The 24,952-nt window shown below is 63.0% G+C and carries 30 protein-coding genes; 16 read left to right on the top strand and 14 right to left on the bottom strand.

Annotation, left to right across the window (positions count from 1 at the left end):
- The first annotated feature begins 177 nt into the window (after positions 1-177).
- The 13 genes from fliF to fliR all read left to right on the top strand — a co-directional run bounded on the left by fliF (position 178) and on the right by fliR (position 10,938).
- Positions 178-1,875, top strand: coding sequence for a flagellar basal-body MS-ring/collar protein FliF (gene fliF, locus I6G83_RS21020; RefSeq protein WP_054306781.1), 1,698 nt, complete (start codon positions 178-180; stop codon positions 1,873-1,875).
- Positions 1,872-2,864 (top strand): flagellar motor switch protein FliG, encoded by a 993-nt coding sequence (gene fliG / locus I6G83_RS21025; protein WP_015672808.1) that lies wholly within the window; start codon positions 1,872-1,874, stop codon positions 2,862-2,864. Before fliF ends, fliG begins: the two co-directional genes overlap by 4 nt.
- The gene (gene fliH / locus I6G83_RS21030; RefSeq protein ID WP_054306782.1) at positions 2,857-3,564 is read left to right on the top strand and encodes a flagellar assembly protein FliH; all 708 of its coding nucleotides are present in this window, start codon (positions 2,857-2,859) and stop codon (positions 3,562-3,564) included. Before fliG ends, fliH begins: the two co-directional genes overlap by 8 nt.
- The gene (gene fliI, locus I6G83_RS21035; protein ID WP_015672810.1) at positions 3,561-4,925 is read left to right on the top strand and encodes a flagellar protein export ATPase FliI; all 1,365 of its coding nucleotides are present in this window, start codon (positions 3,561-3,563) and stop codon (positions 4,923-4,925) included. Before fliH ends, fliI begins: the two co-directional genes overlap by 4 nt.
- A gap of 20 nt (positions 4,926-4,945) precedes the next feature.
- Positions 4,946-5,392 carry a flagellar export protein FliJ gene (gene fliJ, locus I6G83_RS21040; RefSeq protein ID WP_015672811.1) on the top strand — a complete coding sequence of 149 codons (447 nt, stop codon included), beginning with the start codon at positions 4,946-4,948 and terminating at the stop codon, positions 5,390-5,392.
- Positions 5,389-6,579, top strand: coding sequence for a flagellar hook-length control protein FliK (locus I6G83_RS21045; protein WP_054306783.1), 1,191 nt, complete (start codon positions 5,389-5,391; stop codon positions 6,577-6,579). The genes fliJ and I6G83_RS21045 overlap by 4 nt, the downstream gene beginning before the upstream one ends.
- Before the next feature lie 164 nt (positions 6,580-6,743).
- A complete protein-coding gene (fliL, locus tag I6G83_RS21050; protein WP_054306784.1) occupies positions 6,744-7,232 on the top strand; it encodes a flagellar basal body-associated protein FliL in 489 nt (162 codons plus the stop codon).
- 6 nt (positions 7,233-7,238) lie between these two features.
- On the top strand, positions 7,239-8,243 hold the full coding sequence (gene fliM, locus I6G83_RS21055) for a flagellar motor switch protein FliM (RefSeq protein ID WP_015672814.1): 1,005 nt from the start codon (positions 7,239-7,241) through the stop codon (positions 8,241-8,243).
- Entirely contained in the window at positions 8,236-8,652 is a 417-nt protein-coding gene (gene fliN, locus I6G83_RS21060; RefSeq protein ID WP_015672815.1) for a flagellar motor switch protein FliN, read from the top strand. The genes fliM and fliN overlap by 8 nt, the downstream gene beginning before the upstream one ends.
- Entirely contained in the window at positions 8,649-9,044 is a 396-nt protein-coding gene (fliO, locus tag I6G83_RS21065) for a flagellar biosynthetic protein FliO (RefSeq protein ID WP_054306785.1), read from the top strand. The genes fliN and fliO overlap by 4 nt, the downstream gene beginning before the upstream one ends.
- The gene (fliP, locus tag I6G83_RS21070; protein WP_015672817.1) at positions 9,041-9,829 is read left to right on the top strand and encodes a flagellar type III secretion system pore protein FliP; all 789 of its coding nucleotides are present in this window, start codon (positions 9,041-9,043) and stop codon (positions 9,827-9,829) included. The genes fliO and fliP overlap by 4 nt, the downstream gene beginning before the upstream one ends.
- Before the next feature lie 54 nt (positions 9,830-9,883).
- Positions 9,884-10,153, top strand: coding sequence for a flagellar biosynthesis protein FliQ (fliQ, locus tag I6G83_RS21075; RefSeq protein WP_015672818.1), 270 nt, complete (start codon positions 9,884-9,886; stop codon positions 10,151-10,153).
- A gap of 2 nt (positions 10,154-10,155) precedes the next feature.
- Positions 10,156-10,938 carry a flagellar biosynthetic protein FliR gene (gene fliR, locus I6G83_RS21080; RefSeq protein ID WP_015672819.1) on the top strand — a complete coding sequence of 261 codons (783 nt, stop codon included), beginning with the start codon at positions 10,156-10,158 and terminating at the stop codon, positions 10,936-10,938.
- Positions 10,939-11,102: 164 nt separating this feature from the next.
- Here fliR and flgL read toward each other — a convergent pair whose 3' ends face one another.
- The 11 genes from flgL to flgB all read right to left on the bottom strand — a co-directional run bounded on the left by flgL (position 11,103) and on the right by flgB (position 21,225).
- Positions 11,103-12,068 (bottom strand): flagellar hook-associated protein FlgL, encoded by a 966-nt coding sequence (gene flgL, locus I6G83_RS21085; RefSeq protein ID WP_054306905.1) that lies wholly within the window; start codon positions 12,066-12,068, stop codon positions 11,103-11,105.
- Positions 12,069-12,084: 16 nt separating this feature from the next.
- The gene (flgK, locus tag I6G83_RS21090; RefSeq protein ID WP_054306906.1) at positions 12,085-13,734 is read right to left on the bottom strand and encodes a flagellar hook-associated protein FlgK; all 1,650 of its coding nucleotides are present in this window, start codon (positions 13,732-13,734) and stop codon (positions 12,085-12,087) included.
- 238 nt (positions 13,735-13,972) lie between these two features.
- Complete coding sequence (flgJ, locus tag I6G83_RS21095; protein WP_054306907.1) at positions 13,973-14,920, bottom strand: flagellar assembly peptidoglycan hydrolase FlgJ; 948 nt, start codon at positions 14,918-14,920, stop codon at positions 13,973-13,975.
- Positions 14,920-16,020 (bottom strand): flagellar basal body P-ring protein FlgI, encoded by a 1,101-nt coding sequence (locus I6G83_RS21100; protein WP_015672823.1) that lies wholly within the window; start codon positions 16,018-16,020, stop codon positions 14,920-14,922. Before I6G83_RS21100 ends, flgJ begins: the two co-directional genes overlap by 1 nt.
- Positions 16,021-16,029: 9 nt before the next feature.
- A complete protein-coding gene (gene flgH / locus I6G83_RS21105; protein WP_082394681.1) occupies positions 16,030-16,728 on the bottom strand; it encodes a flagellar basal body L-ring protein FlgH in 699 nt (232 codons plus the stop codon).
- A 91-nt stretch (positions 16,729-16,819) separates the two neighbouring features.
- Positions 16,820-17,602 carry a flagellar basal-body rod protein FlgG gene (gene flgG / locus I6G83_RS21110; RefSeq protein WP_004961475.1) on the bottom strand — a complete coding sequence of 261 codons (783 nt, stop codon included), beginning with the start codon at positions 17,600-17,602 and terminating at the stop codon, positions 16,820-16,822.
- 10 nt (positions 17,603-17,612) lie between these two features.
- Positions 17,613-18,368 carry a flagellar basal body rod protein FlgF gene (locus tag I6G83_RS21115; protein ID WP_054306909.1) on the bottom strand — a complete coding sequence of 252 codons (756 nt, stop codon included), beginning with the start codon at positions 18,366-18,368 and terminating at the stop codon, positions 17,613-17,615.
- A 24-nt stretch (positions 18,369-18,392) separates the two neighbouring features.
- Entirely contained in the window at positions 18,393-19,631 is a 1,239-nt protein-coding gene (flgE, locus tag I6G83_RS21120; RefSeq protein WP_054306910.1) for a flagellar hook protein FlgE, read from the bottom strand.
- Between the two features lie 72 nt (positions 19,632-19,703).
- Positions 19,704-20,393 (bottom strand): flagellar hook assembly protein FlgD, encoded by a 690-nt coding sequence (gene flgD / locus I6G83_RS21125; RefSeq protein ID WP_054306911.1) that lies wholly within the window; start codon positions 20,391-20,393, stop codon positions 19,704-19,706.
- Positions 20,394-20,404: 11 nt separating this feature from the next.
- Positions 20,405-20,809: a flagellar basal body rod protein FlgC gene (flgC, locus tag I6G83_RS21130; RefSeq protein ID WP_015672828.1), complete on the bottom strand. Its 405-nt coding sequence runs from the start codon at positions 20,807-20,809 to the stop codon at positions 20,405-20,407.
- A gap of 5 nt (positions 20,810-20,814) precedes the next feature.
- Entirely contained in the window at positions 20,815-21,225 is a 411-nt protein-coding gene (gene flgB / locus I6G83_RS21135) for a flagellar basal body rod protein FlgB (protein WP_015672829.1), read from the bottom strand.
- A 201-nt stretch (positions 21,226-21,426) separates the two neighbouring features.
- Between flgB and flgA the strand changes: the two genes are divergently transcribed.
- The 3 genes from flgA to I6G83_RS21150 all read left to right on the top strand — a co-directional run bounded on the left by flgA (position 21,427) and on the right by I6G83_RS21150 (position 23,037).
- Positions 21,427-22,062, top strand: a complete 636-nt coding sequence (flgA, locus tag I6G83_RS21140; RefSeq protein ID WP_371851002.1) for a flagellar basal body P-ring formation chaperone FlgA — start codon at positions 21,427-21,429, stop codon at positions 22,060-22,062.
- 201 nt (positions 22,063-22,263) lie between these two features.
- Positions 22,264-22,575, top strand: a complete 312-nt coding sequence (gene flgM, locus I6G83_RS21145; RefSeq protein ID WP_054307511.1) for a flagellar biosynthesis anti-sigma factor FlgM — start codon at positions 22,264-22,266, stop codon at positions 22,573-22,575.
- Positions 22,576-22,605: 30 nt separating this feature from the next.
- On the top strand, positions 22,606-23,037 hold the full coding sequence (locus tag I6G83_RS21150; protein ID WP_054307510.1) for a flagella synthesis protein FlgN: 432 nt from the start codon (positions 22,606-22,608) through the stop codon (positions 23,035-23,037).
- A gap of 154 nt (positions 23,038-23,191) precedes the next feature.
- Here I6G83_RS21150 and I6G83_RS23665 read toward each other — a convergent pair whose 3' ends face one another.
- From I6G83_RS23665 to hchA, 3 genes are read right to left on the bottom strand one after another with little or no spacing between them, the layout of a single operon-like run.
- Positions 23,192-23,317 carry a hypothetical protein gene (locus tag I6G83_RS23665; protein WP_255265493.1) on the bottom strand — a complete coding sequence of 42 codons (126 nt, stop codon included), beginning with the start codon at positions 23,315-23,317 and terminating at the stop codon, positions 23,192-23,194.
- Positions 23,314-24,024, bottom strand: a complete 711-nt coding sequence (locus tag I6G83_RS21155; protein WP_054307509.1) for a PA1136 family autoinducer-binding transcriptional regulator — start codon at positions 24,022-24,024, stop codon at positions 23,314-23,316. The genes I6G83_RS23665 and I6G83_RS21155 overlap by 4 nt, the downstream gene beginning before the upstream one ends.
- A gap of 5 nt (positions 24,025-24,029) precedes the next feature.
- Positions 24,030-24,893 carry a glyoxalase III HchA gene (gene hchA, locus I6G83_RS21160; protein ID WP_054307508.1) on the bottom strand — a complete coding sequence of 288 codons (864 nt, stop codon included), beginning with the start codon at positions 24,891-24,893 and terminating at the stop codon, positions 24,030-24,032.
- Positions 24,894-24,952 lie beyond the last annotated feature (59 nt).

Raw genomic sequence — 24,952 nt, forward strand, 5'->3', positions numbered from 1 at the left:
AGCGGTTAATTAACCGCAAAAAACGCGGCTTATCGGGCCATCAAAATCCGCCCCCGGGGCAAATAATGGCATGCCCAAAATGGGGGCAGTTTTAACCCGTCAAGTTATGTGCATCATGGAGTCTGTTTTGTCACCACACAACGCTAAGCATTTTGTTCAGCCAGGTAAGGGGCCAGCATGAGCGCCTCAATAGCCCACGGTGAGAACCGTGAAAACGGCCTTCAGGCCCAGTGGAACCGCCTGCGCGCCAATCCCAAAATCCCGTTGCTGATTGCGGCCTCCGCCGCGATAGCCATCGTGGTGGCGCTGTTGTTATGGGTGAAAAGTCCGGATTACCGCGTGTTGTACAGCAACCTGAACGACCGCGACGGCGGTGCGATTGTCACGCAGCTGACGCAGATGAACATCCCCTACCGCTTCGCCGACAACGGCTCGGCGCTGATGGTCCCCGCCGAAAACGTCCATGAAACCCGCCTGCGCCTGGCGCAGCAAGGGCTGCCAAAAGGCGGCGCCGTCGGCTTTGAACTGCTTGATCAGGAAAAATTCGGCATCAGCCAGTTCAGCGAGCAGATCAACTATCAGCGGGCGCTGGAGGGCGAACTGTCGCGCACCATCGAATCGCTGGGGCCGGTGCAGAATGCGCGGGTGCATCTGGCGCTGCCCAAGCCATCGCTGTTTGTGCGCGAACAGAAGTCCCCTTCCGCCTCGGTCACTCTGACGCTGCAGCCGGGACGCGCGCTGGATGACGGCCAGATCAACGCCATTGTCTATATGGTCGCCAGCAGCGTGGCCGGCCTGCCGCCGGGCAACGTTACGGTGGTCGATCAGGCCGGCCGCCTGCTGACGCAGTCCGACGGCAACGGACGCGATCTTAACGCCGCGCAGCTGAAATACGCCGCCGAAGTGGAAGGCCGCTACCAGCGCCGTATCGAGGCGATTCTGGCGCCGATCGTCGGCAGCGCCAACGTCCGGGCGCAGGTGACCGCACAGATCGATTTCGCCACCCGCGAGCAGACCGACGAGCAGTACCAGCCGAACCCGACGCCGGAAAAAGCCGCCATCCGTTCGCGCCAGCTGAGCCAGAGCGATCAGATAGGCGCTCCGCAGGTGGGCGGCGTGCCGGGCGCGCTCTCCAATCAGCCAAGCGCAGCGCCGACGGCGCCGGTTGAAACGCCGCCGGCCAATAACGCCGACGCACAGGCCAACGCCGACAAAAACGCGGCGGACAATGGCCGCAGCAAAAACGCCGTCAGCGGGCCGCAGAACAGCCGCCGCGACGAAACCACCAACTACGAAGTCGACCGCACCATCCGCCATACCCAGCACAAAGCCGGCACGGTGCAGCGCCTGTCCGTGGCCGTGGTGCTCAACACCCTCGGCACGGATAAAGACGGCAAACCGGTGATGATGAGCAAAGCGCAGCTGGCGCAGGCGGAAGCGCTGGTGCGCGAAGCCATGGGCTATTCCAGCGATCGCGGCGACAGCCTGAACGTGGTCAACTCGCCGTTCAGCGATGTGGAAACCGGCGGCGCCGAACTGCCGTTCTGGCAGTCGCAGCACTTTATCGATCAGTTGCTGAACGCCGGCCGCTATCTGCTGATTGCACTGATTGCCTGGCTGCTGTGGCGCAAGCTGGTGCGCCCGCAGTGGCAAAACCGCCAGGCGCAGCAGCAGGCCGCCGTCGCCGCAGCCGCCGCGCCGGCCCACCCTGCCGAAGGCGGCAGCAAGCCGAGCAACGAGGAGCTGGTGCAGCGCAAGCGTTCGCAGCAGCGCGTCAGCGCCGAAGTCCAGAGCCAGCGCATCCGCGATCTGGCGGATAAAGATCCGCGCATTATCGCCCTGGTAATCCGCCAATGGATGAGTAACGAATTATGAGTCTGACAGGTACAGAAAAAAGCGCCATCCTGCTGATGACGCTGGGAGAAGACCGCGCCGCCGAGGTGTTTAAACACCTCTCGTCCCGTGAAGTGCAGCAGCTGAGCGGCACCATGGCCAGCATGCGGCAGGTATCGCACAAACAGCTGGGCGAGATTCTGACGGAGTTTGAGGACGACGCCGAACAGTACGCCGCCCTCAGCGTCAATGCCAGCGACTATCTGCGTTCGGTATTGGTGAAAGCGCTGGGCGAAGAGCGCGCCTCCAGCCTGCTGGAAGATATTCTCGAATCGCGCGAAACCACCTCCGGGATGGAAACGCTCAACTTTATGGAGCCGCAGAGCGCGGCCGATCTGATCCGCGATGAACACCCGCAGATTATCGCCACCATTCTGGTGCACCTGAAGCGCGGTCAGGCGGCGGATATTCTGGCGCAGTTCGAAGAGCGCCTGCGTAACGACGTGATGCTGCGTATCGCCACCTTCGGCGGCGTGCAGCCGGCGGCGCTGGCGGAGCTGACCGAAGTGCTCAACAACCTGCTCGACGGCCAGAACCTCAAACGCAGCAAAATGGGCGGGGTGCGCACCGCCGCCGAAATCATCAACCTGATGAAGACCCATCAGGAAGAGGCGGTGATCGACGCAATGCGCGACTACGACGGCGAACTGGCGCAGAAGATCATCGACGAAATGTTCCTGTTCGAGAACCTGGTGGAGGTCGACGATCGCAGTATCCAGCGCCTGCTGCAGGAGGTGGAAGGCGAATCGCTGCTGATTGCCCTGAAAGGTGCGGAACAGCCGTTGCGCGAGAAGTTCCTCAAGAATATGTCGCAGCGCGCCGCCGACATTCTGCGCGACGACCTGGCCAACCGCGGCCCGGTACGCATGTCGCAGGTGGAAAACGAACAGAAGGCCATTTTGCTGGTCGTCCGCCGCCTGGCGGAAAGCGGCGAGATGATTATCGGCGGCGGCGAGGATACCTATGTCTGACAGCAGCCCACTCGCCTGGCAGCCGTGGCGGCTTAACGATTTAGCGACGCCCGCGGCGACGGAAACCGCACCGGAAACCGATTTGCCGCCGGCCATGCCGGAGAGCGCGCCGCTGGATAAGGCGGAAAGCGAACGGCAACAGTTGGAAGCCCTGCGGCTGCAGGCGCAGCAGCAGGGCCATCAGCTGGGCCATGACGAAGGCCGGCAGCAAGGATACCAGGAAGGCTTCCAGCAAGGCCTGGAGGAAGGCCGTCAGCAGGGGATCGAACAGAGCGAACTGCAGCAGCAGCCGCTGACCGAGCAGTGGCGGCAGATGGTCGGTGAATTCCAGCAGACGCTGGACGCGCTGGACAGCGTGATCGCCGCGCGCCTGATGCAGCTGGCGCTCACCGCCGCCAAGCAGGTTCTCGGCCAGCCGCCGGTCTGCGATGGCACCGCCCTGCTGGCGCAGATCCAACAGCTGATTCAGCAGGAGCCGATGTTCAGCGGCAAACCGCAGCTGCGCGTGCACCCCGACGACTACCCGCGCGTGGAACAGCAGCTCGGCGTGACGCTGAGCCTGCACGGCTGGCGGCTGTTGGCCGACGGCGAACTGCATCCCGGCGGCTGTAAAGTCAGCGCCGAGGAAGGCGATCTCGACGCCAGCCTGGCTACCCGCTGGCACGAAATCTGCCGCCTGGCGGCTCCGGGGGACGTATGACGACGCCGCGCCTCGGCCGCTGGCTCAGCGCGCTGGATACGCTGGAGCAGCGCATTCAACATGCGCCGCCGGTGCGGCGCTACGGCCGCCTGACCCGCGCCACCGGGCTGGTGCTGGAGGCCACCGGCCTGCAGATGCCGCTCGGCGCCACCTGCCTGATCGAACGGCACTGCGCCGGCGAGATCCAGGAAGTGGAAAGCGAAGTGGTCGGCTTTAACGGCCAGCACCTGTTTCTGATGCCGCTGGAAGATGTGGAAGGCATTGTACCCGGCGCGCGGGTGTACGCCCGCCTCGCGCCGGAGGGACAAAGCGCCGGCAAACAGCTGCCGCTCGGCCCCGCCCTGCTCGGCCGGGTATTGGACGGCGGCGCCAAACCGCTCGACGGCCTGCCGGCGCCGGAAACCGGCTATCGCGCACCGCTGGCCACCGCGCCGTTCAACCCGCTGCAGCGCACGCCGATCGAACAGGTGCTGGACGTCGGCGTACGCACCATCAACGGCTTGCTGACCGTCGGCCGCGGCCAGCGCATGGGGCTGTTCGCCGGTTCCGGCGTTGGTAAAAGCGTGCTGCTCGGCATGATGGCGCGCTATACCCAGGCCGATGTGATCGTGGTCGGGCTGATCGGCGAACGCGGCCGGGAGGTGAAAGACTTTATCGAGAATATTCTTGGCGCCGAGGGTCGCGCCCGCTCGGTAGTGATCGCCGCGCCGGCCGACGTGTCGCCGCTGCTGCGGATGCAGGGCGCCGCCTACGCCACGCGCATCGCCGAAGATTTCCGCGACCGCGGCCAGCACGTGCTGCTGATTATGGACTCTCTGACCCGCTACGCCATGGCGCAGCGGGAAATCGCGCTGGCGATCGGCGAACCGCCGGCCACCAAAGGCTACCCGCCGTCGGTATTCGCCAAACTGCCGGCGCTGGTGGAGCGTGCGGGCAACGGCATCAGCGGCGGCGGCTCCATCACCGCCTTTTATACCGTCCTGACCGAAGGGGACGATCAGCAGGACCCGATCGCCGACTCGGCGCGCGCCATTCTCGACGGCCACGTGGTGCTGTCGCGTCGCCTGGCGGAATCCGGTCACTACCCGGCGATCGATATCGAAGCGTCCATCAGCCGCGCGATGACCGCGCTGATCGACCAGGATCACTACCGTCGGGTGCGCGATTTCAAACAGATGCTGGCCAGCTATCAGCGCAACCGCGATCTGATCAGCGTCGGCGCCTATGCGGCCGGCAGCGATCCGCTGCTGGACAAGGCGATGACGCTGTATCCGCAAATGGAGGCCTATCTGCAGCAGGGCATTTTCGAACGCAGCGGCTATGACGAAGCCTGTCAGCAGCTGCAACAGCTGATCGTTTAACCGACCGGGAGCACGGCACGATGAAATCACACTCGCCATTGCTGACGCTGCGCGATCTGGCGCAAAAGGCGGTGGAACAGGCCACCCAACAGTTGGGGCAGGCGCGCCAGGCGCAGCAGGCGGCGGAGCAGCAGCTTTCCATGCTGCTTAACTACCAGGATGAATACCGGCAGAAACTCAACGCCACGCTGAACCACGGCATGGCGTCCGCCAGCTGGCAAAACTATCAGCAGTTTATCGCCACGCTGGAACAGGCCATCGGTCAGCACCGCCAGCAGCTGCGGCAGTGGAGCGAAAAAGTCGCGCAGGCCACGACGCAGTGGCAGGACAAACAGCAGCGGCTGAACGCCTTCGACACCCTGCATACGCGCGCGCTGCACGCCGAGCAGCAGCGGGAAAATAAACGCGACCAAAAATTGATGGATGAGTTTGCTCAACGTCGTTCACACAGGAACAGTAACCCATGAATCTCACCCTTTTGCCCATGATGACGCCGGCCGGCGACGCCGCAACCGACGGCCTGACGCCGGCTGCCGATAGCGATGCGCTGTCATCGGCGTTCGCACAGCTGCTGGGCGAACGCTTTCGCCCCGCCGGGCAACGCGCGGACGCACCGCAGCTGCAGACGCCGGCCGCCGATGCGCAGCCAGCGCCGAACGGCGAGGCGCTCAGCCGGCTGCTGAGCACGCCGGAACGGCTGGCAACGCTGGCGAACCTGACCGAACGCATGCCGACCGACGCGGCAACCACGCCGGACGACGAGCCGGAATCGCCGCCCGTTGCGGCCCTGAAAGCACAGGACGCGCCGGATGCCGCCACCCTGCAGGCGCTGCTGGCGATGCTGCCGCCAACCGCAGCGCCGCTGCCGGACGAGCAACGCGCCGCTGCGCCGCCGGCGGATCACCGCCCCGCCGCTAACACGCCGGCGCCGGCGAACGCCTTGATGACCGCGCTGCATGACGATGCCGCGCCGCCTGCCGAGCGCATCGCAACGCCGGCCGCGCTACGCCAGACGTCTGCGCCGCAAAATAGCGACGCCGCCCTGCCGCCGGCGACCAAACCCGACGCCTTCTCCGTTGAACGCCTCGCGCTGAATGGCGATGGCGCACCGGCCCCGACGCCGCAGCACGCCATAGCATCGCCGGCCTCCGGCGTGCAGTTCACGACGCCACAGCCTGCCGCCGCGCCAACCGCCCCGGCTGCGCCGTTGCTGAACGCGCCGCTCGGCAGCCCGGAGTGGCAACAGGCGTTAAGCCAACAGGTACTGATGTTCCAGCGCGGCGGCCAGCAGAGCGCCGAACTGCGTCTGCATCCTCAGGAACTGGGCTCGCTGCAGATTACCCTGAAGCTGGACGATCAGCAGGCGCAGCTGCATATCGCCTCGGCGCACGGCCAGGTGCGCGCCGCGGTGGAAGCCGCCATGCCGCAGCTGCGCCATGCGCTGGCGGAAAGCGGCATCAATCTGGGGCAGAGCAGCGTTGGCGGCGACCCGTCGCCGCAGCAGTCGCAGCAGCAGACCTCACAGGAGCACGGCCGGCCGTCATCCTACCGTGAGCAGCACGGCGGCGCGGAGCTGCCCACCGAAGCATCTGCCGCGCCGCCGGCCCTGCAGGCGCTGGCGCGGGCGGTTGACGGCGTCGATATCTTCGCCTGACGCGCCGCGGCAAACGCCGAAGCTGACACGTTTTTCCCCGCCTATTCAGGCTATTGCATGCCGGGATAGACGGGATAATAACGCCATCTTTATCTCCCCCTGCCGTCAGGGGGACGCACGGACGCAGGCTCTGCGCGTGCCAATAACAGGAATTTGATTAAGTAATGTCACAAAACACCCTGCCAACGGCGCCGAAAAAGCGCCCGCTATTGGTCATCCTGTTGCTGTTAATCACCGTCGCCGCCTGCGGCGCGGCGGGCTACAGCTGGTGGCTGCTGCAACAAAAAGATCACGGCGGCAGCGCCGCAGCGGCCAAACCGCAGCCGCCGGCGGCGCCGGTCTTTATGCCGCTCGACACCTTTACCGTCAACCTGATGACGCCGGACAACGACCCCGACCGCGTGCTGTACATCGGCCTGACGCTGCGTCTGCCGGATGAGGCGACGCGCCGCCAGATGAACGATTTTCTGCCGGAGGTGCGCAGCCGTCTGCTGATGCTGCTGTCCCGGCAGGAGGCCGCGCAGCTGGCCAACGAACAGGGGAAACAGCAGCTGGTGGCGCAGATCAAACAGGTGCTCAGCCCGCCGCTGGTTAACGGCCAACCCAAGCAGGTGGTCAGCGATGTGCTGTTCACCGCCTTTATCCTGCGGTAATCCACTATGGGCGACAGTATTCTTTCTCAGGCGGAAATTGACGCGCTACTCAACGGCGACAGCTCGGGCGATGAGCCTGCGGCGATGGTCGGCAATGAGAGCGAGGTCAAGCCTTACGATCCCAATACCCAGCGCCGGGTGGTGCGTGAACGGCTACAGGCGCTGGAAATCATTAACGAACGTTTTGCCCGTCAGTTCCGCATGGGGCTGTTTAACCTGCTGCGCCGCAGCCCAGACATTACCGTAGGCCCGATCAAGATCCAGCCGTATCACGAGTTCGCCCGCAACCTGCCGGTGCCGACCAACCTGAACCTGGTGCATCTGAACCCGCTGCGCGGCACCGCGCTGTTCGTGTTCGCGCCCAGCCTGGTGTTTATCGCCGTCGATAACCTGTTCGGCGGTGACGGCCGTTTCCCGACCAAGGTGGAGGGCCGCGAGTTTACCCCGACCGAACAGCGGGTGATCCGCCGCATGCTGCGGCTGGCGCTGGACGCCTACGGCGACGCCTGGAGCGCGATTTATAAGGTGGACGTGGAGTATGTGCGCGCCGAGATGCAGGTGAAATTCACCAATATCACCACCTCGCCGAACGATATCGTGGTCACCACGCCGTTCCAGGTGGAGATCGGCGCGCTGACCGGCGAATTCAACATCTGCATCCCCTTCTCGATGATTGAGCCGCTGCGCGAACTGCTGACCAACCCGCCGCTGGAAAATTCACGTCAGGAGGACAACCGCTGGCGCGAAACCCTGGCAAAGCAGGTGCAGCACTCCGAGCTGGAGCTGATCGCCAACTTTGTCGACATACCGATGCGTCTGTCGAAGGTACTGAAACTACAGCCCGGCGATGTCCTGCCGATCGACAAGCCGGAACGCCTGATCGCGCACGTCGACGGCGTGCCGGTGCTGACCAGCCAATACGGCACCCTGAACGGGCAGTATGCCCTGCGCGTTGAACATTTGATTAACCCTATTTTGCATGCTCTGAGTGAGGAACGGCCCAATGAGTGACCCGAAACAACCGTCTGGCGAAGCAAAGGAATCCGTAGACGATATGTGGGCTGACGCGTTTAACGAACAACAGGCCGCGGAGCAGCCCGGCGCCACCACCGAAGGCGTATTCAAAACGCTGGAAGCGCAGGATGCCATCGGCGGCCTGCAGGATATCGACCTGATTCTGGATATTCCGGTCAAACTGACGGTGGAGCTTGGCCGCACCAAAATGACCATCAAAGAGCTGCTGCGCCTGTCGCAGGGCTCCGTGGTGGCGCTGGACGGGCTGGCCGGCGAGCCGCTGGATATTCTGATCAACGGCTATCTGATCGCCCAGGGCGAAGTGGTGGTGGTGGCCGATAAGTTCGGCGTACGCATCACCGATATCATCACCCCGTCCGAACGTATGCGGCGCCTGAGCCGATGAGCGACGCGCAGCAGACGCACGTCAGCCAGCCTGCCGAACCGGTCCTGCCGACCGGTTCGGTGCTTACTCAGGTCAGCAGCGCGCTCGGCGGCGTGCTGCTGCTGATCCTGCTGGCCGGCTGGCTGTTCCGCCGCCTGGGCTTTGCGCCGCAGAAACGCGGCGGCGCGCTGCTGAATCTGCGCGCCAGCTGCCAGGTCGGCCAGCGCGAACGCGTGGTGGTGGTGGAAGTGGACAACACCTGGCTGGTGCTGGGGGTTACCGCGCAGCAGATCACGCCGCTGCACACCCTGAGCGCGCCGCCTGCCGCCCCTGATGCCGACGGCGCCGCGCCGCCGGCCAACTTTCGTCAACTGATACACAACGTCCTGCAACGCCCGGAAAAATCGGCATGAATGCATCCCAACGCCCGTCCCCCGCGTCGCCGACGCGTCCCGCCCGTCCGATCCGCCGCTGCGCGCCCGCGCTGACCGCCCTGCTGCTGGTCAGCCCGGCGGCGCTGGCGCAGCTGCCGGGCCTTATCAGCCAGCCGCTCGCCGGCGGCGGCCAGAGCTGGTCGCTGCCGGTGCAGACGCTGGTGCTGCTGACCTCGCTGACCTTCCTGCCGGCGATGCTGCTGATGATGACCAGCTTTACCCGCATCATTATCGTGCTGGGCCTGCTGCGCAACGCGCTGGGCACTCCCTCCGCGCCGCCGAACCAGGTGATGCTGGGGCTGACGCTGTTTCTGACCTTCTTTATCATGTCGCCGGTGTTCGACAAGGTGTATCAGGATGCCTACCTGCCGTTCAGCCAGGACAAAATCGCGCTCGACGTCGCCATGGAAAAGGGGGCGCAACCGCTGCGCGAATTTATGCTGCGCCAGACGCGGGAAACCGATCTGGCGCTGTACGCCCGGCTGGCCCATCAGCCGCCGCTGGCCGGCCCGGAGGCGGTGCCGATGCGCATCCTGCTGCCGGCCTACGTCACCAGCGAGTTAAAAACCGCCTTCCAGATCGGTTTTACGGTATTTATTCCGTTTTTGATTATCGATCTGGTGGTGGCCAGCGTGCTGATGGCGCTGGGGATGATGATGGTGCCGCCGGCCACCATCTCGCTGCCGTTCAAACTGATGCTGTTTGTGCTGGTCGACGGCTGGCAGCTGCTGCTGGGTTCGCTGGCGCAGAGTTTTTATTCCTGATCCCCTTCCCCCGGCGCTCGGCCGCGAGCGCCGCCCTATGCGGAGAAAAACGCAATGACTCCTGAATCGGTAATGGCGCTGGGCGTTGAGGCGATGAAAGTGGCGCTGGCGCTGGCCGCCCCGCTGCTGCTGGCGGCGCTGGTCAGCGGGCTGGTGGTCAGCCTGCTGCAGGCGGCCACCCAGATCAACGAAATGACGCTGTCTTTTATCCCGAAAATCCTGGCGGTGGTGGCCACCATCATTATCGCCGGCCCGTGGATGCTCAACCTGCTGCTGGACTATATGCGCATGCTGTTCAGCAACCTGCCCAACATTATCGGTTAACCATGCTCAACCTCGACAGTTCGCAGTTCACCCTCTGGCTCAGCCACTATTTCTGGCCGCTGCTGCGGATTCTGGCGCTGATCGCCACCGCCCCGCTGCTGAGTGAAAAGCAGATTGGCAAAAAAGTGAAGCTGGGGCTGGGCGGGCTGATCGTGGTGCTGATTGCGCCGACGCTGCCGGCCAGCGAGACCCCGATTTTTTCCGCCGCCGGCCTGTGGCTGGCGCTGCAGCAAATCCTGATCGGCGTGGCGCTCGGCCTGACCATGCAGTTCGCCTTTGCGGCGGTGCGCACCGCCGGCGAAGTGATCGGCATGCAGATGGGCCTGTCGTTCGCCACCTTTTTCGACCCGTCCGGCGGGCCGAACATGCCGGTGCTGGCGCGCCTGCTCAATCTGCTGGCGATGCTGCTGTTCTTATCCTTCGACGGCCATTTGTGGCTGATATCGCTGCTGGCGGACAGCTTCCACACCCTGCCGATCCGCCCGCAGCCGCTGAGCGGCAACGGCTTTCTGGCGCTGGCGCAGGCCGGCTCGCTGATCTTTATCAACGGCGTGATGCTGGCGCTGCCGCTGATCTGTCTGCTGCTGACGCTGAACCTGTCGCTGGGGCTGCTTAACCGCGTTACACCGCAGCTGTCGGTGTTCGTCATCGGCTTTCCCGTCACCATGACCATCGGCATGCTGACGCTCGGCATGATGATGCCGATGCTGGCGCCGTTCTGCGAACACCTGTTCGGCGAGGTGTTTAACCGGCTGGCGGACGTGCTCAGCGGCATGCGCAGTTAACGCATAAAAAAAGCCCGTAGCGCCAAACCTTAGTGGGAAAAAGCGCTACGGGCCAAACGACTGCGCCCGGTTTTAAGAAGTTCGCCCCGCGTCAGCACGGTTCGCTCCCCTTCGCGCAGCCAAATTGGCGTGCGCCGGCAAATGACGGCGCACGATGGTCGGTATTAACGGTTCATCTGAAACAGCGACATGCCCTGCATATCGCCGAACGTTTTATACGAAGCCTGTAATGCGGCCTGCTGCTGGAAATAAGAAGAGATAGCCTCGACGACGTCCACATCGACCAGCGCGCTCATCTGAACCTGGTTGTTGGCATCGCGAACCTTGCCGATATTATCCAGGGTCTCAATTTCCTGCATTTGCGTACCCAGCTTGGAATTGATCGTCAGCACGTTGTTGTAGGAGTTGTCCAGCCCGCGCTGCGCCTTGTCCAAATCCGCCTGCACCTGCTGACGCGTCGCGTCGTCGGCGTCCTGCAGCGGCGTATTGAGCGCCTTGAGCGCCAGGTCGATACTGTCGAACACGTTGCTCACCGGCGCGCTGCCGTCCGGCTCCGGCTTCGGGTTGCTGGTCAGCGACATAAAAATATCATCGCCGGTATAGCCGACGGTCATGGTGCGGTTGGCATCGACCTTCTGCTCAATCGCCCGGCTGCTGCCCTGATACACCACCTTGCCGTCGTCCTGCTGAACAAACGGCGGCTGGTCATCCTTAAAACCGCCGAACATATAGCGGCCGTTGCCGTCAGAGTTGTTGGCCTGGCCCAACAGCTGATCCTTCAGCCCCTGCAGCTGGGTCGCCAGCGAGGCGCGGTCGTTATCACTCAGCACGCCGTCGCCGGCGTTAACCAGCAGGCCTTTCATATCCTTGATGCTGCCGGCGGCGCTGGCGGTCACTTTCTCCGCCATGGTGATACTTTGCAGGGCGAACTGACGCGCCAGCGCATACTGGCTGTTTTCCGACTGCGACTGCGTCAGCATCACCGCCTGCGAAGCCGCCAGCGGATCGTCGGACGGCGTCAGCACCCGGGTGCCGCTGGACAAATGTTTGGCGGAGGTCATCCACAGCGACTGCCGGTCGGTCAGACCCTGCATGTTTTGCTGGTACATCATGCTGGTGCTCATGCGCATAGTCTGGGTTCCTTAATCAACGGATGGAGAGAAGAGCATCGAACATTGAGCTGGCGGTCTGAATCACCTGCGCGTTCGCCATGTAATACTGCTGGAAACGCAGCAGTTCGCCGTACTCCTCGTCCAGATTGACGCCGGATACCGACTGCTGTTGCTCCGTCAGCTGCTTGACAATATTGCCCTGCGCAACGCTGTTGGTTTTTGCCGTCGCGGTCTGGTTGCCGACGTTGCTGACCAGGCTGGCGTAAGCGCCGCTCAGCGTCGCCTTGCCGTCCACCAGCTTTTGCGTTTGCAGGTCGCTCAGTTTTTTAACGTTGTCGTTATCACCGCTGCCGCCGTCCTCGCTGCCGGCGGCGGCGAGTTTGCCGGCGTCGCTAATCGCCACCTTCAAATTGCCGGCCACGTCGCTGACCGGCTTGACGGTGAAGCTGTCGTTCTTGTTGGCCGTGCCGTCGATGCCGATCCGCAATCCTTCAAACTCCAGCGTCGGCTTGCCGTCGGCGTCGGTGCCGGCGGTGGCATTCACTTTGACGTTGTCCGACAGGCGCGTCACCTGCCAGTTGCTGCCGTCAAACTCGACGCGGTAATCGCTGGCCTGCACTTTGCCGGTGTCGGTATAGCTGACGCTCAGTTCGGCGTTGCCGCCGTTGCGGCTGTTTTCTACCACCCGGCCGCCGCTGAAGCTGAAGAAGTCGCCGCCCGGCTCGCCGTTAATATCAAAACCGGCGCGGTGCTGCTGGTTAAAGCTGTCGGCCATCGCCAACACCAATTGCCCCAACTGGTTGCGCGCACCGTCCAGCGCCTCGCTGCGGAACTTCAGCACGCCGCTGACGCTGCCGCCGGTAATCTGCCCGGTCGGGATTTCGCTGGCGCCGTTGCCGCGGTTATAGCCCAGCGTCAACCGCGCCGGGTCGTCGCTGGAGGGCACCGCTTCCACCTGATAGGTATTGCTGCCCTGCACCAGCGTCAGGCCGTTGGCGAAAGAGACGGTGTAGGCGTCGCCGTCCTGCTGCGTCACCTGCACATTGACGATTTGGTTCAGTTCGGTCACCAGCTGGTCGCGCTGATCGAGCAGAGCGTTGGGTTCGCTGCCGCTGCTGCCGCGCAGGCGGGTGATCTCATCATTCAGCTTGGCAATTTGCTGGCTGTAGTTATTAATCTGTACCGCGCTTTCACTCAGCTGCTGATTAACGCCGGCGTCCAGGTCGCGCAGGTATTTATCGGCGTTGCCGATCTGGTTCACCAGGCCGTTGGCCTTGCCCAGCACGGTGTTGCGCGATGCGTCATCGCCGGCGTTGTTGACCACGTTCTGCAGGCTTTTGAAAAAGTCCTGCATATTGGTCGACACGTTATTGGTTTTGTCCGCCAGCAGGTTATCGATCTGCGAAATTTTTTCGTAATAGGCGTTGTGCGCGCCGGCCTGGCTCTGCGCGCCGCGCAGCTGATTGGTGATGAACTGGTTATATTCGCGGTTTACGCTGGTGACCGTGACGCCGTTGCCGATAAAGCCGGCCATGGTGCCCATGCCGCCGTTCTGCGCCAGAATGGCGGTCTGGCGGTTATAGCCGGCCACGTTGTAGTTGGAGATATTATTACTGACGGTGCTCAGCGCCACCTGCGCCGCATTCAGGCCGCTCATCGCGGTATTGATTAAACTATTGGACATAGAGATTCCTTATGCTGCGGCGCCGGAGGCCCACAGGGTGTCATCGGGTTGCTGAACGATGCCGTCCAGCCTGTCTGGGTTATCGGCCCGGCGGCGGAAAACTTGAGGAAAAACTCACGCCGTCGCGGCGCGCGGCAAGATAGGTGACAGGGTTGGCACACTGCCGCTTATCGCCCATAATCAGGCGAATTTACCGGCAAACGTGACACAACTAACGACACGTTGCCGGGCGTAATGCTCAGAACAGATCCTGCAAATCGTGGCTGTAGGCCTTCGCCACCTGCTCGCCGGCGCTTTTCATCTGCGTAATTACGCTGACCAGTTTGCGGGCATAGTGCGGGTCGGTGGCGTAGCCCGCCTGCTGCAACGCGTGCGCCGCCTGCTCCGGCGTGCGGGCGGCGGCGACGCCGGCGTAGCGCGGGTTGCCGGTCAGCAGTTTGACGTAGTCGGCAATCGCCTCCACGTAGGAGCCGTACACGCGGAAGCGCGCCTTGATTTTCTTCGCCGCGCCCTGCTCGTATTCGGTGGTGGCGATCTCGGTCACCGGGCCGTTCCAGCCGCCGCCCGCCTTGATGCCGAACAGGTTATGGCTTGGCGAACCGTCGGCGGTCGGGATTTCACGCTGCCCCCAGCCGGACTCCAGCGCCGCCTGCGCCACGATCAGCAGATGAGGAATGCCGCTCTGCTGGCTGGCCAGACGCGCCGGCGCCGACAGCCGGGCGACAAAGTTGCCGTTGTTCAGCGGCGCAGTACCGCCCGGCACCGACGGCAGCGGCGGCAGCGCGCGCCGCACCATCTGCTCCAACGCCTGACGCGGCAGCGCCTGCAGCCGCTCGCCATCCAGCGCCATCGGTACCGTGCCGGCCGTTTCACTCGGCGGCGTACCGGCGCTGCCGAGCTGGCGCACCATCATATCCGCCAGCCCCAGCCCCTTCTGCGACATCTGCTGGGCGATCTGCTGATCGTACAGCGAGGTGTACAGCCGGGTCTGGTCGCTGCTCAGCATGCCGTCTTTCGGCAGCGCGGCGCGCATGCTTTTCAGCATCATCTGCACAAACATGCCTTCCACCTGGCGGGCCACCTGCTTCAGATTGCCCTGCGGGTCGGCGGCCGCGGCGCTTTTCAGCCCGTTCAGCGCCTGGGCGTCGTAGGCCGCGCCGGCCAGGCTGGTAACGTCTCTGCTCATCAGATAATTTCCAGTTTGGCCCGCAGGCAGCCGGCGCTCTGCATCGCCTGCAGGATGGACATCAGGTCGATCGGCGTCGCCCCCAGCGCGTTCAGCGCGCGCACCACGTTATTCAGATTGGCGCTGGCGTTGACCTTCTGCAGCGAACCGCCCTGCTGCTGCAGCGAAATCTGGGTATTCGGCGTCACCACCGTCTGCCCGCCGCCAAACGGCGTATCCGGCTGGCTGACGCTGTTTTGCCGGTCTACCACCACCGACAGATTGCCTTGCGCCACCGCGCAGGAATCCAGCACCACATCGCGGTTCATCACCACCGAGCCGGTGCGCGAGTTGATGATCACCTTGGCGTCGATCGCGCCGACGCGCACGCTGATATTCTGAATCTCCGCCAAAAAACGCACCTGGGAACTGTTGCCCGGCGGCACCAGCACCTTGATGGTGCGCGCATCCAGCGGCGTCGCGGTGCCGTAGCCGCGCTGGCGGTTAATCGCATCGCTGATCTGCTGCGCCAGCGTAAAGTCTTCATCGTTCAGCTGCAGATTGAGTTCGCCGCCCTGGCCGAAGGTGGTCGGCAGCTCGCGTTCGATGGTGGCGCCGTTACTGATGCGCCCGCCGGCCAGCTGGTTGACCTGCACGCTGCTGCCGCCGGCCGCCGCGCCGGCGCCGCCGACCAGCACGTTGCCCTGCGCCAGCGCGTAGACCTGGTTATCCACCCCTTTCAGCGGCGTCATCAGCAGGGTGCCGCCGCGCAGGCTTTTGGCATTGCCCATCGAGGAGACCACCACGTCGATATTTTGCCCGACGCGGGAAAACGGCGGCAGCCTGGCCGTCACCATCACCGCCGCCACGTTTTTCAGCTGCATATTGGTGCCCGGCGGCACGGTGATCCCCAACTGCGATAGCATGTTGCTCAGGCTCTGGGTGGTGAACGGCGTCTGCATGGTCTGGTCGCCGGAGCCGTCCAGCCCCACCACCAGCCCGTAGCCGATCAGCGCATTGTCGCGCACGCCCTGCACCGTCACCAGATCGCGGATCCGCTCCGCCGCCGCCGGCAGACTGAGGCTCGCCAGCAGCGCGGCCATCACTAATTTCTTCAGCATCGCGATTCCTTAATACGGGGAGAGGTTGAGGAAGAAGCGTTGCAGCCAGCCCATGCTCTGCGCTTCGTTGATATAGCCGTTGCCGACGTACTCAATGCGGGCGTCCGCCACCTGGGTCGAGGTCACGGAGTTGTTGCCGCTGATGGTGCGCGGGTTCACCACGCCGGAGAAGCGGATAAACTCGGTGCCCTGATTGATGGCGATCTGCTTTTCTCCCACCACGTGCAGATTGCCGTTGGCCAGAAGTTGGTTGACGGTGACGGTAATGGTGCCGTTAAAGGTGTTGTTGGCGTTCGCCCCGCCTTTGCCGCCGAAGCTGCTGTCGCCGGACATCTCCATATCGGCGCGCGCATTGCCGAACAGCCCGCTGAGGTAGCGCGGCGCGGTGGCGACGCCGAATTTGCTGGCGCCGTTGCGGCTGGCGTTGGCTGACGAGCTCTTGCTGGCGCTGACGTTTTCCTGCAGCACGATGGTCAGGGTATCGCCGATATTGCGCGGCCGTCGATCCTCAAACAGCGGCTGGTAGCCGTAGTTCATCGGCTGCACCGTCTGAAAAATCGAGCCATTCGGCACCGGCGCGGTCGCCGGCGCCGGCTGCGCGCTGGTGGCCCCGTCGACCAGCGGTTTGTGCGGCATATAGGCACAGCCGCTGAGCGTCAGCAGCGCCGTAACGGCCAGCGCGTATTTGCCCTGCGATGGCCGGCGCAGCGTCAAAAGAGTGGTTAGCACAACAAATATCGCCTTTGTTTACAAAAGTTAAGCGGGCGCAGCGGGCTGCGCCCTGATGTGTCTGCGTCGGTTACAGCTGCGTCAGTTTCTGTAGCATCTGATCGGAGGTAGAGACCGCCTTGCTGTTAATTTCGTAAGCGCGCTGCACCTGGATCATGTTCACCAGCTCTTCCGCCACATTGACGTTGGAGGTTTCCACATAGCCCTGATACAGCAGCCCGGCGCCGTTCAGCCCCGGCGTGCTCTCATTCGGCGCGCCGGAACTTTCGGTTTCCTGATACAGGTTTTCCCCAACGCTCTCCAGACCGCTGTCGTTGATAAAGGTGGTCAGCGTCAGCTGGCCGACCTGCTGCGCCGCCGTCTGCCCCTGCTGGGTCACGCTGACGATGCCGTCGCGCCCCACGGTAATGCTCAGGGCGTTGGCGGGAATGGTGATCGCCGGCTGCACCTGAAAACCGCTGGCGGTCACCAGCTGGCCGTTCTGGTCAATCTGGAACGAGCCGTCGCGGGTATAGGCCTGACTGCCGTCCGGCAGCATCACCTGAAAATAGCCCTGTCCCTTGATCGCCACGTCTTTACTGTTGTTGGTCTGCGACAGGTTGCCCTGGCTGTGCAGCCGCTCGGTGGCCACCGGCCGCACGCCGGTGCCGATCTGCAGCCCCGACGGCAGCGTGGTCTGCTCGGAGGACTGCGCCCCCGGCTGGCGCATAGTCTGGTACAGCAGGTCTTCAAACACCGCGCGCTGGCGCTTGAAGCCGTTGGTGCTGACGTTCGCCAGGTTGTTGGCGATCACGTCCATATTGGTCTGCTGCGCGTCCAGACCGGTTTTGGCAATCCATAATGATGGGATCATGTTGTTTTCCTTAGCTCACTGACAGCAGCGAGTTGGCGCGTTGTGCATTCTCATCCACGCTGTGGATGACCTTCATCTGCATTTCGAAGCGGCGGGCGTTGGCGATCATATCGACCATGGTTTCCGTCGGGTTGACGTTACTGCCCTCCAGCACGCCGGGCATCACCCGCACCAGCGGGTCGTTTTCCAGCTGGTTGCCGCGCTGCTGCCGGCTTGCCGGCGTCAGATGGAACAGGCCGTCATCGCCGCGCGCCACCTCGGCGGCCTCCGCCTTAACCAGCTTCAGCCGGCCAATCTGCGCAATGGTATTGGGCGGGTCGCCCGGATTAAGCGCCGAGATGGTGCCGTCGGCGGCAATGGTGATCTCGGACTGCGGCGGCACCTCGATCGGCCCGCCGTCGCCCAGCAGCGGCCGCCCCTGCACCGTCAGCTGCCCCTCGGCGGAAATCTGGATATTGCCGTTGCGGGTGTAGGCTTCGCCGCCGCCGGCCAGCTGCACCGCCAGAAAACCATCCTGCTGCAGCGCCACGTCCAGCGGCCGCGCGGTGTAGTTGAGCGCGCCCTGACGCATATCGGCGCCCGGCGTCGAGGCGGCGACCAGCGTGCGCGTCGGCAGACTCGGCCCGTCGACCGGCACCGCGCGCAGCGCCGCCAGCTGGGCGCGGAAACCCGGCGTCGAGACGTTGGCCAGGTTGTTGGCGGTGATCGCCTGCTGGTCCAGCGTCTGGCGCGCCGCGCCCATCGCGGTATAAATCGCGTGATCCATAACTCGCTTCCTTTAACCGCGCCGTCAGCGCAGGCTGACCAGCGTCTGCAGGATGGAGTCCTGCGTCTTGATGGTCTGCGCGTTCGACTGGTAGTTGCGCTGCGCGACGATCATGTTGACCAGTTCCTGGCTCAGATCGACGTTGGAAGACTCCAGCGCGCCGCTGGTCAGCTTGCCGAAGCCGCCGCCGCCCGCCACGCCGACGCGCGCCTGACCGGACGCGCCGGTTTCCTGCCACACGTTGTCGCCCTGCGACGCCAGCCCTTCCGGGTTGGAGAAGTTAGCCAGCACGATCTGCCCCAGCACCTGTTTTTGCTGGTTGGAGTACAGGCCGACCACCGTGCCGTCCTGTTCAATTTGGAAGTTGGTGTATTCACCGGCGCTGTAGCCGTCCTGCGATACTTTGCTCACCGAATCGCTGCCGACGTTCTGCTGCATGCTGCCGGCAAAGCTGAGGGTGAAGTCCTGCGCCGGCGCGCCGTCTTTGGCCGACATCGGGATCGTCAGGCTGAACGCCGTGGCGCTCGGGTTGCCGGCGGCGTCCAGGGTTTCCGTCAGGGTGCCGCTGGTGTTGAAGTTCAGGCTGCCGGCCTTGGCGGCCGGTGCGCCGTCAACGCTGCCGTCCTGGGTGTAGACGTCCCATTTGTTGTCGGCGGTTTTAACGAAATAGGCATTAATGTTGTGCGCGTTGCCCAGCGAATCGTAGGTGGTGATGGTGTTGACGTAGTTATAGGAGTCCGACTTGGTCGGATCGAAGGTCGCGTTCTCCGGCACCTTGTGGGTGGACTTCAGGTTGGTCACCATCGCGCCGGAGGTGGACGCCTTGGCGTTCATCATCCCCTCCGGGATGCTCAGCGGCTGCGGGTCCGCCCCCTGCTGGATGGTCGGCGGCGTACCGGCTGCCGGGTAGCCGGTCAGCTTCAGGCCCTGCATATTCACCAGGTTGCGGTTTTCATCCAGTTTGAACTGACCGTTGCGGGTATAGAAAATGCCGCCGTCGCTGTCCTGCATGCGGAAGAAGCCGCTTTCGGTAATGGCGATATCCAGCGCGCGGTTGGTGCTGGTCGGCGTGCCGCCGTTAAAGTTTTGCGTGATGCCCGCCACTTTGACCCCCAGCCCGACCTGCGAGCCGGCGAACATATCGGCAAAGGATACGCTGCCGGATTTAAACCCGGCGGTGGCGGAGTTGGCGATATTGTTGCCGATCACGTCGAGGTTGGTCGCCGCCGCATTAAGGCCGCTGACTGCCTGAGAAAAAGCCATGTGTAGTCTCCAAAAAACAAAATAGGTACGTTAAAACTGCCGTCGCTGAATACACGCGGCAGACACTGCCTGTTATAAGATCTGGCGCACATCTTCCAGCGTGGCGCTGCCCGCCAGGCCGAGGTCCAGCTTGGCGCCGTCTGCGCCGCGGGTAACGCCGTTCACCATGGCGAAGCGCAGCGGGTTCGCCACCAGCTGTTCGCCGCCGCCCTTGGCGTTGATGGCGACGGTATAGGCGCCGTCCGGCGCGTTGCTGCCGTCTTCCAGCGTGCCGTCCCAGGTAAAGGCGTGCACCCCGGCGCTCAGACCGCCGATCTCGATGGTGCGCACCACCTTGCCGCTGGCGTCGCTGATAGTGGCGGTGACGCTGTCGGCGGCGCGCTCCAGCTCGACGCCGAACGGCGTGGTGCTGACCTTGCCCTCTTTACTGCCCACCAGGATGTCTTTACCCGGCACCATCACGCCGTGGCCAATCAGCGCGCTGGCCTGCAGTGACTGGTTGCTGTTGATCTGGCCGGAAATCGAGCCGAGCGTGGTGTTGAGTTTTTCGATGCCGCTGACGGTGTTGATCTGCGCCAACTGGGTCGTCAGTTCGTTATTCTGCATCGGGTTGGTCGGGTCCTGATTTTTCAGCTGCGCCACCAGCAGGGTCAGGAAACTGTTTTGCAGATCCTGGCTGCTGTTGCCGCCCACGCCGCTTCTGGCGTTGGCGCCGGCGACGGTGTTGTCCAGCGGTTCATTGGTGGTTGCGGCAATGCCCATAAAAGCTCCGGTTATTGACCCAGCGTAAGGGTTTTCATCATCATCGACTTGGTGGTGTTCAGCACCTCGACGTTGGCCTGGTAGCTGCGCGAGGCCGAGATGGTGTTGACCATTTCGCCGACCACGTCGACGTTCGGCATCTTGACGTAGCCGCGGGCGTCCGCCAGCGGGTTGCCCGGCTGATACATCATGCGCGCCGGCGCCGGATCCTCCACCACCTGCGCGACGCGTACGCCGCCGGTCGGCTGGCCGGCCGCGGCGGCCACTTCAAACACCACCTGTTTGGCGCGGTACGGCTGACCGTCCGGCCCGGTGACGCTGTCGGCGTTGGCCATGTTGCTGGCGCTGACGTTCAGCCGCTGCGACTGCGCGCTCAGCGCCGAGCCGGAAATATCAAAAATGTTCAGTAGTGACATACGTCTTATCCTTGAATCACCGACATCATGCCTTTGATCTGACCGGTGAGCAGCGTCAGATCGGTTTGGTATTTCAGGCTGTTATCGGCAAAGTTGGTGCGTTCGCGGTCCATATCCACCGTGTTGCCGTCGCCCGCCGGCTGATCCGGCACCCGGTACAGCAGCTCCAGCTGCGGCGGCTGCAGGTTCTGCGCCGGAATATGGCGCGCCGAGGTCAGGCTGAGCGCCACGCCGCTGCCGCCGGGCCGTCCCTGCGCCATCACCTTGTTCAGCTGGCTGGCGAAATCAATATCCCGGGCCTGATAACCCGGCGTGTCGGCGTTGGCGATATTGCCCGCCAGGATCTCCTGGCGCTGTGCGCGCAGGTTCAGCGCCTCCTGACCGAAACGCAGGCTGGCGTCCAGTTTGTCGAGCATGCTCCCTCACGAGGTTAGAATTTGGAGCCGACAGCATAAACGTCGCTATGGCCAACCTATCGTGAGAATAAACGTCAAATGCGTCGCTATTTGCCCGCTTAGCCGGCACGGACTCCGGGTACACTATCGCCCATCAGACAGGTCGCCGCGGCGGCGTTGGCGCGGATAAGAACCGGGAGGTCGGGGTTGCGATTACGAGTTATGCTGCTGGCGCTGCTGCCGGCGTTACCGGCCAGCGCCGACGATTTCGGCGGCCAGGTCGAACGCTTTATCAAGGCGCAGTTTGCCGGCAGCCCGGTGACGGTCAGCGTCGAGGTGCGTACGCCGGCAACGCAGTGGCCGTCCTGCGCTGCGCCGCAGCTGGCGCTGACGCAAAGCGCCCGCCTCTGGGGCGCCGTGACCCTCTCCGCCCGCTGCGGCGACGAGCGCCGTTTTATTCAGACGCAGGTGGCGGCGACCGGCCGCTATCTGGTGGCCGCGCGCGCCATCCGCAGCGGCCAGGCGTTGACGGCGGCGGACATTAAAACCGTGCGCGGTCGGCTGGATACGCTGCCGCCGCGCGCGCTCGGCGACGAACGCCGCGCCCTCGGCGCCGTCAGCCTGCGCAATATCGGCCGCGGCCAGCCGCTGACCGCCCCGATGCTGCGCCGCCCCTGGCGGGTGAAGGCCGGCCAGCCGGTGCAGGTGTGGGTTCAGGGCGAAGGATTTAACATCAGCGGCAACGGCAAGGCGATGAATAACGCCGCCGCCGATGAGAGCGTGCGGGTGCGCATGGCCTCCGGGCGGATCGTCAGCGGCACGGTCGATGAGAACGGCGACATCCGCATTACGTTATGAAAGTCGGCGCCTCACCCTGTATAGCCGAAATAATTCACGTTGCAGGAAGGCGGCGAGGAAAGGAATTACGCTGGGTATAAAGGTTTACGCCGGCCTGCCGATAGTTACACTATCAACGGCATCGGCCGGCCCTCTGCCGGGCGGCCAGAGCAATAACGACTTCCGTCGTCGCACATGCGGCAACGTAGATGGAGAGTAAACATGAGTATCGATCGCACCCAGCGGCTGCAGGCAATTTCCGCCGTGCAGCCCCGCGACACCGCGGCGGAAACGCCGTTGAAAGCGCGTAAAAACGCCCAGGCGGAAAACGGCCACAGCGCAACGCAGGTCAGACTCAGCGACGCGCAGGCGCAGCTGATGCAGCCCGGCAGCCAGGATATCGATATGAATCGGGTAGAGGCGATCAAACAGGCGATTCGCAGCGGCGATCTCACCATGGACGCCGGCAGAATCGCCGACGCACTGCTGCAGGAAATGCAAAACGACAGCCAGTGGACCTCTGGTTCACGCTAAAAACCCGGGAAGAAAAGGTAAATCAACACCATGGAAAGCCTGACACTGCAGCTGGACAAGCTGTTGGCAACGCTCGGCGAGCTGGAGAGCACGCTGGCGGAAGAACACGCCCTGCTGTGCGCCAGCCGCCTGCCGGGGCCGGCGCTGCAGCGCGTCACCGATAACAAAAACCAGCTGCTGGCGACGGTCAGCCATCAGGAACAGCAGCGGCAACGGCTGGAAAGCGGCGGCCTGAAAGCGCCCTATGCCGGCCACGACGCGCTGGCGGCGCGCTGGCGACAGGTGCAGCAGCTGAGCCAGCGGCTGCGTGAGCAAAACCAGCACAACGGTCTGCTGCTGGGCCGCCATATCGAGCATAACGCGCAGGCGCTGGCGGTACTGAACAAACAGAATAAAACCCTGTACGGCCCGGACGGCCAGTCGCGCGGCGGCAGCCTGCTGGGGCGTAAAATCGGCGTGTAACCCTGCGCCGTCAGGGAACCTTCGCCAGCGGACTCCAGACGCACAGCGCCCCCAGCGCGGCGCAGAGGCTAAACAGCACGCCAACCCGAAGCCGGCCACGATATAACCTGACGCGGCGAGACCAAACGGCAGCCCTCTTAGATATACCCGTTGGTTACGACTTCGTCAGAATACGGCGGCGGCCGTCCGGAAACAGTTTGCTGTCGCGAATCAACTCCCCGTCCTGCTCGCTGACTTTGGCGTGGAAATCGGAAGACGGCGGATGCCCGAAGCGGCTCACCCCTCGATGTCACCGTTACGAATCGCCATTCTGACGGCTTCGGCGGTGGTTGCCACACCAAGACGGTGACGGGCTCGACGGAGGTGGTTTTCTACCGTGCGTATGGATAGCCCGAGAGTGGCTGCAATGTCAGCCTGTCGCCTGCCGACAGCCGTCCATGCCAGGACCTCACATTCGCGTTTTGAAAGCTGCCTACTTTCCTCTCCCATGGGCAAGTCCATCAACCTCCGGGCCGAGAAAAAAGCGGATGTTGCCACTACATGTAGTGATAGACGGGCCTTAGAAGAGGCATCGATTCTTTCTCCGCCAAGGCTCATGGCACCTGCCAATCCGTGTGGTCCGAAGACCGGGATTTGCAGACCATGGATACCTGGCCCTTGAGGTTTGCGAACGACGCGATACCGCTCTCCCCGTTTATCTGAAACTTTGGTCCAGAAAAAAGGCGCGTCCACCGCCAAAATATGTCGTGTCACCGGGCAACGGCGAATGTAGGTCGTAGCATCGATGGCCTCGCCATCGCCAAACCACTCCCCTTCTACCCAGTAGATACGCTCTACAATTTCATCGCTCATTGAGCTGGCGGAGTACAGTACATAGCGATCATAACCGTACGGTTTTGAGAAAGTGCGAACTGCGTCTTGAACGGCTGCCAGACTATGGCAGCCTTCAATAATCATTGCAGCTCGAATCGCGTCGTCTACCGGCATAGATTTTACTTTTTGCCAACCTCGTCAAGCAGGGCTTTGGCCGCCAGCTTTCCAAGATTGTTCCCAGCCAGAGGGCTATCACCCGTCAGCATCTTCCGATCCTGATGCGTGGCACCTGAAATATCCGTATTCACAATGTCGAAGCCAAGTGCTTTCAGCTTTTCTCCGAACTTCCACGTCAGATGACCGGGCATGTAGCCAATGTCCGGGGTCTGGGCGTCGAGAGCATCAGGGAAGGCACAGATCTTGTAACCTGAAAAGTTTGGGTTGTTGCCAACAGAAAGGAAGGCCGCCGGCCCGTGGCAGAGCGAGATTATAAACTTGTCATGTGCAACAGCCCATTCAAGGACGGCTTTCATCTCCCGGCTTTCAGGCAGACCGATCAAGGCGCCATGCCCTCCAGGAATAAACACCCCGATATAGTCTGAATCATCGCCAAGCGCTTTTTCTACAACGTCTGCAAGCTTCAGAGGCTCCTTGAACTGATCACGATATTTGGCGAACAATCCCTTTACTTCTTCGTCTTCCGATGGCATCGCCCAGTACTCAAATTTAACCGGGTTGCCGGAAAGCGTAGCGATATCGAAAGAAAAACCGGCTTTGTCCAGATGATACATCGGCAGAAGCGTTTCCACTGGGTGGTTTCCCGTCGAAAACATGGTGCCATTATCCGTAAGCAGATAGCGTTCATCTGCGCCAACCACCAGGATCTTCCAGCGACCGCCGGTATAGGGTTCAAGATAATTTGCATCGCTCAGGTCAGATTTAGGCGAAGTAAACTGGCTTAGTGAATAGGGCGAGGGGAAGAACGCATTGTCCTCTGCGGGATCTGGGGTCGGGTGTTTATTGCCAGCTTGTACGTTTGCCATGGTTGCCTCCGGTGCTGTATGGATTGACCATCTAACTATAGAAGGTTGAACTCACCTGT

This window comes from Serratia rubidaea (assembly GCF_016026735.1).
In the GTDB taxonomy this organism is placed as follows: domain Bacteria; phylum Pseudomonadota; class Gammaproteobacteria; order Enterobacterales; family Enterobacteriaceae; genus Serratia_B; species Serratia_B rubidaea.

Excerpts from the sequence above, each read along its gene's own strand:
- fliF (WP_054306781.1), top strand. The coding sequence starts at position 178 with ATGAGCGCCTCAATAGCCCACGGTGAGAACCGTGAAAACGGCCTTCAG.
- fliG (WP_015672808.1), top strand. The coding sequence starts at position 1,872 with ATGAGTCTGACAGGTACAGAAAAAAGCGCCATCCTGCTGATGACGCTG.
- fliH (WP_054306782.1), top strand. The coding sequence starts at position 2,857 with ATGTCTGACAGCAGCCCACTCGCCTGGCAGCCGTGGCGGCTTAACGAT.
- fliI (WP_015672810.1), top strand. The coding sequence starts at position 3,561 with ATGACGACGCCGCGCCTCGGCCGCTGGCTCAGCGCGCTGGATACGCTG.
- fliJ (WP_015672811.1), top strand. The coding sequence starts at position 4,946 with ATGAAATCACACTCGCCATTGCTGACGCTGCGCGATCTGGCGCAAAAG.
- I6G83_RS21045 (WP_054306783.1), top strand. The coding sequence starts at position 5,389 with ATGAATCTCACCCTTTTGCCCATGATGACGCCGGCCGGCGACGCCGCA.
- fliL (WP_054306784.1), top strand. The coding sequence starts at position 6,744 with ATGTCACAAAACACCCTGCCAACGGCGCCGAAAAAGCGCCCGCTATTG.
- fliM (WP_015672814.1), top strand. The coding sequence starts at position 7,239 with ATGGGCGACAGTATTCTTTCTCAGGCGGAAATTGACGCGCTACTCAAC.
- fliN (WP_015672815.1), top strand. The coding sequence starts at position 8,236 with ATGAGTGACCCGAAACAACCGTCTGGCGAAGCAAAGGAATCCGTAGAC.
- fliO (WP_054306785.1), top strand. The coding sequence starts at position 8,649 with ATGAGCGACGCGCAGCAGACGCACGTCAGCCAGCCTGCCGAACCGGTC.
- fliP (WP_015672817.1), top strand. The coding sequence starts at position 9,041 with ATGAATGCATCCCAACGCCCGTCCCCCGCGTCGCCGACGCGTCCCGCC.
- fliQ (WP_015672818.1), top strand. The coding sequence starts at position 9,884 with ATGACTCCTGAATCGGTAATGGCGCTGGGCGTTGAGGCGATGAAAGTG.
- fliR (WP_015672819.1), top strand. The coding sequence starts at position 10,156 with ATGCTCAACCTCGACAGTTCGCAGTTCACCCTCTGGCTCAGCCACTAT.
- flgL (WP_054306905.1), bottom strand. The coding sequence starts at position 12,068 with ATGCGCATGAGCACCAGCATGATGTACCAGCAAAACATGCAGGGTCTG.
- flgK (WP_054306906.1), bottom strand. The coding sequence starts at position 13,734 with ATGTCCAATAGTTTAATCAATACCGCGATGAGCGGCCTGAATGCGGCG.
- flgJ (WP_054306907.1), bottom strand. The coding sequence starts at position 14,920 with ATGAGCAGAGACGTTACCAGCCTGGCCGGCGCGGCCTACGACGCCCAG.
- I6G83_RS21100 (WP_015672823.1), bottom strand. The coding sequence starts at position 16,020 with ATGCTGAAGAAATTAGTGATGGCCGCGCTGCTGGCGAGCCTCAGTCTG.
- flgG (WP_004961475.1), bottom strand. The coding sequence starts at position 17,602 with ATGATCCCATCATTATGGATTGCCAAAACCGGTCTGGACGCGCAGCAG.
- I6G83_RS21115 (WP_054306909.1), bottom strand. The coding sequence starts at position 18,368 with ATGGATCACGCGATTTATACCGCGATGGGCGCGGCGCGCCAGACGCTG.
- flgE (WP_054306910.1), bottom strand. The coding sequence starts at position 19,631 with ATGGCTTTTTCTCAGGCAGTCAGCGGCCTTAATGCGGCGGCGACCAAC.
- flgD (WP_054306911.1), bottom strand. The coding sequence starts at position 20,393 with ATGGGCATTGCCGCAACCACCAATGAACCGCTGGACAACACCGTCGCC.
- flgC (WP_015672828.1), bottom strand. The coding sequence starts at position 20,809 with ATGTCACTACTGAACATTTTTGATATTTCCGGCTCGGCGCTGAGCGCG.
- flgB (WP_015672829.1), bottom strand. The coding sequence starts at position 21,225 with ATGCTCGACAAACTGGACGCCAGCCTGCGTTTCGGTCAGGAGGCGCTG.
- flgA (WP_371851002.1), top strand. The coding sequence starts at position 21,427 with ATGCTGCTGGCGCTGCTGCCGGCGTTACCGGCCAGCGCCGACGATTTC.
- flgM (WP_054307511.1), top strand. The coding sequence starts at position 22,264 with ATGAGTATCGATCGCACCCAGCGGCTGCAGGCAATTTCCGCCGTGCAG.
- I6G83_RS21150 (WP_054307510.1), top strand. The coding sequence starts at position 22,606 with ATGGAAAGCCTGACACTGCAGCTGGACAAGCTGTTGGCAACGCTCGGC.
- I6G83_RS21155 (WP_054307509.1), bottom strand. The coding sequence starts at position 24,024 with ATGCCGGTAGACGACGCGATTCGAGCTGCAATGATTATTGAAGGCTGC.
- hchA (WP_054307508.1), bottom strand. The coding sequence starts at position 24,893 with ATGGCAAACGTACAAGCTGGCAATAAACACCCGACCCCAGATCCCGCA.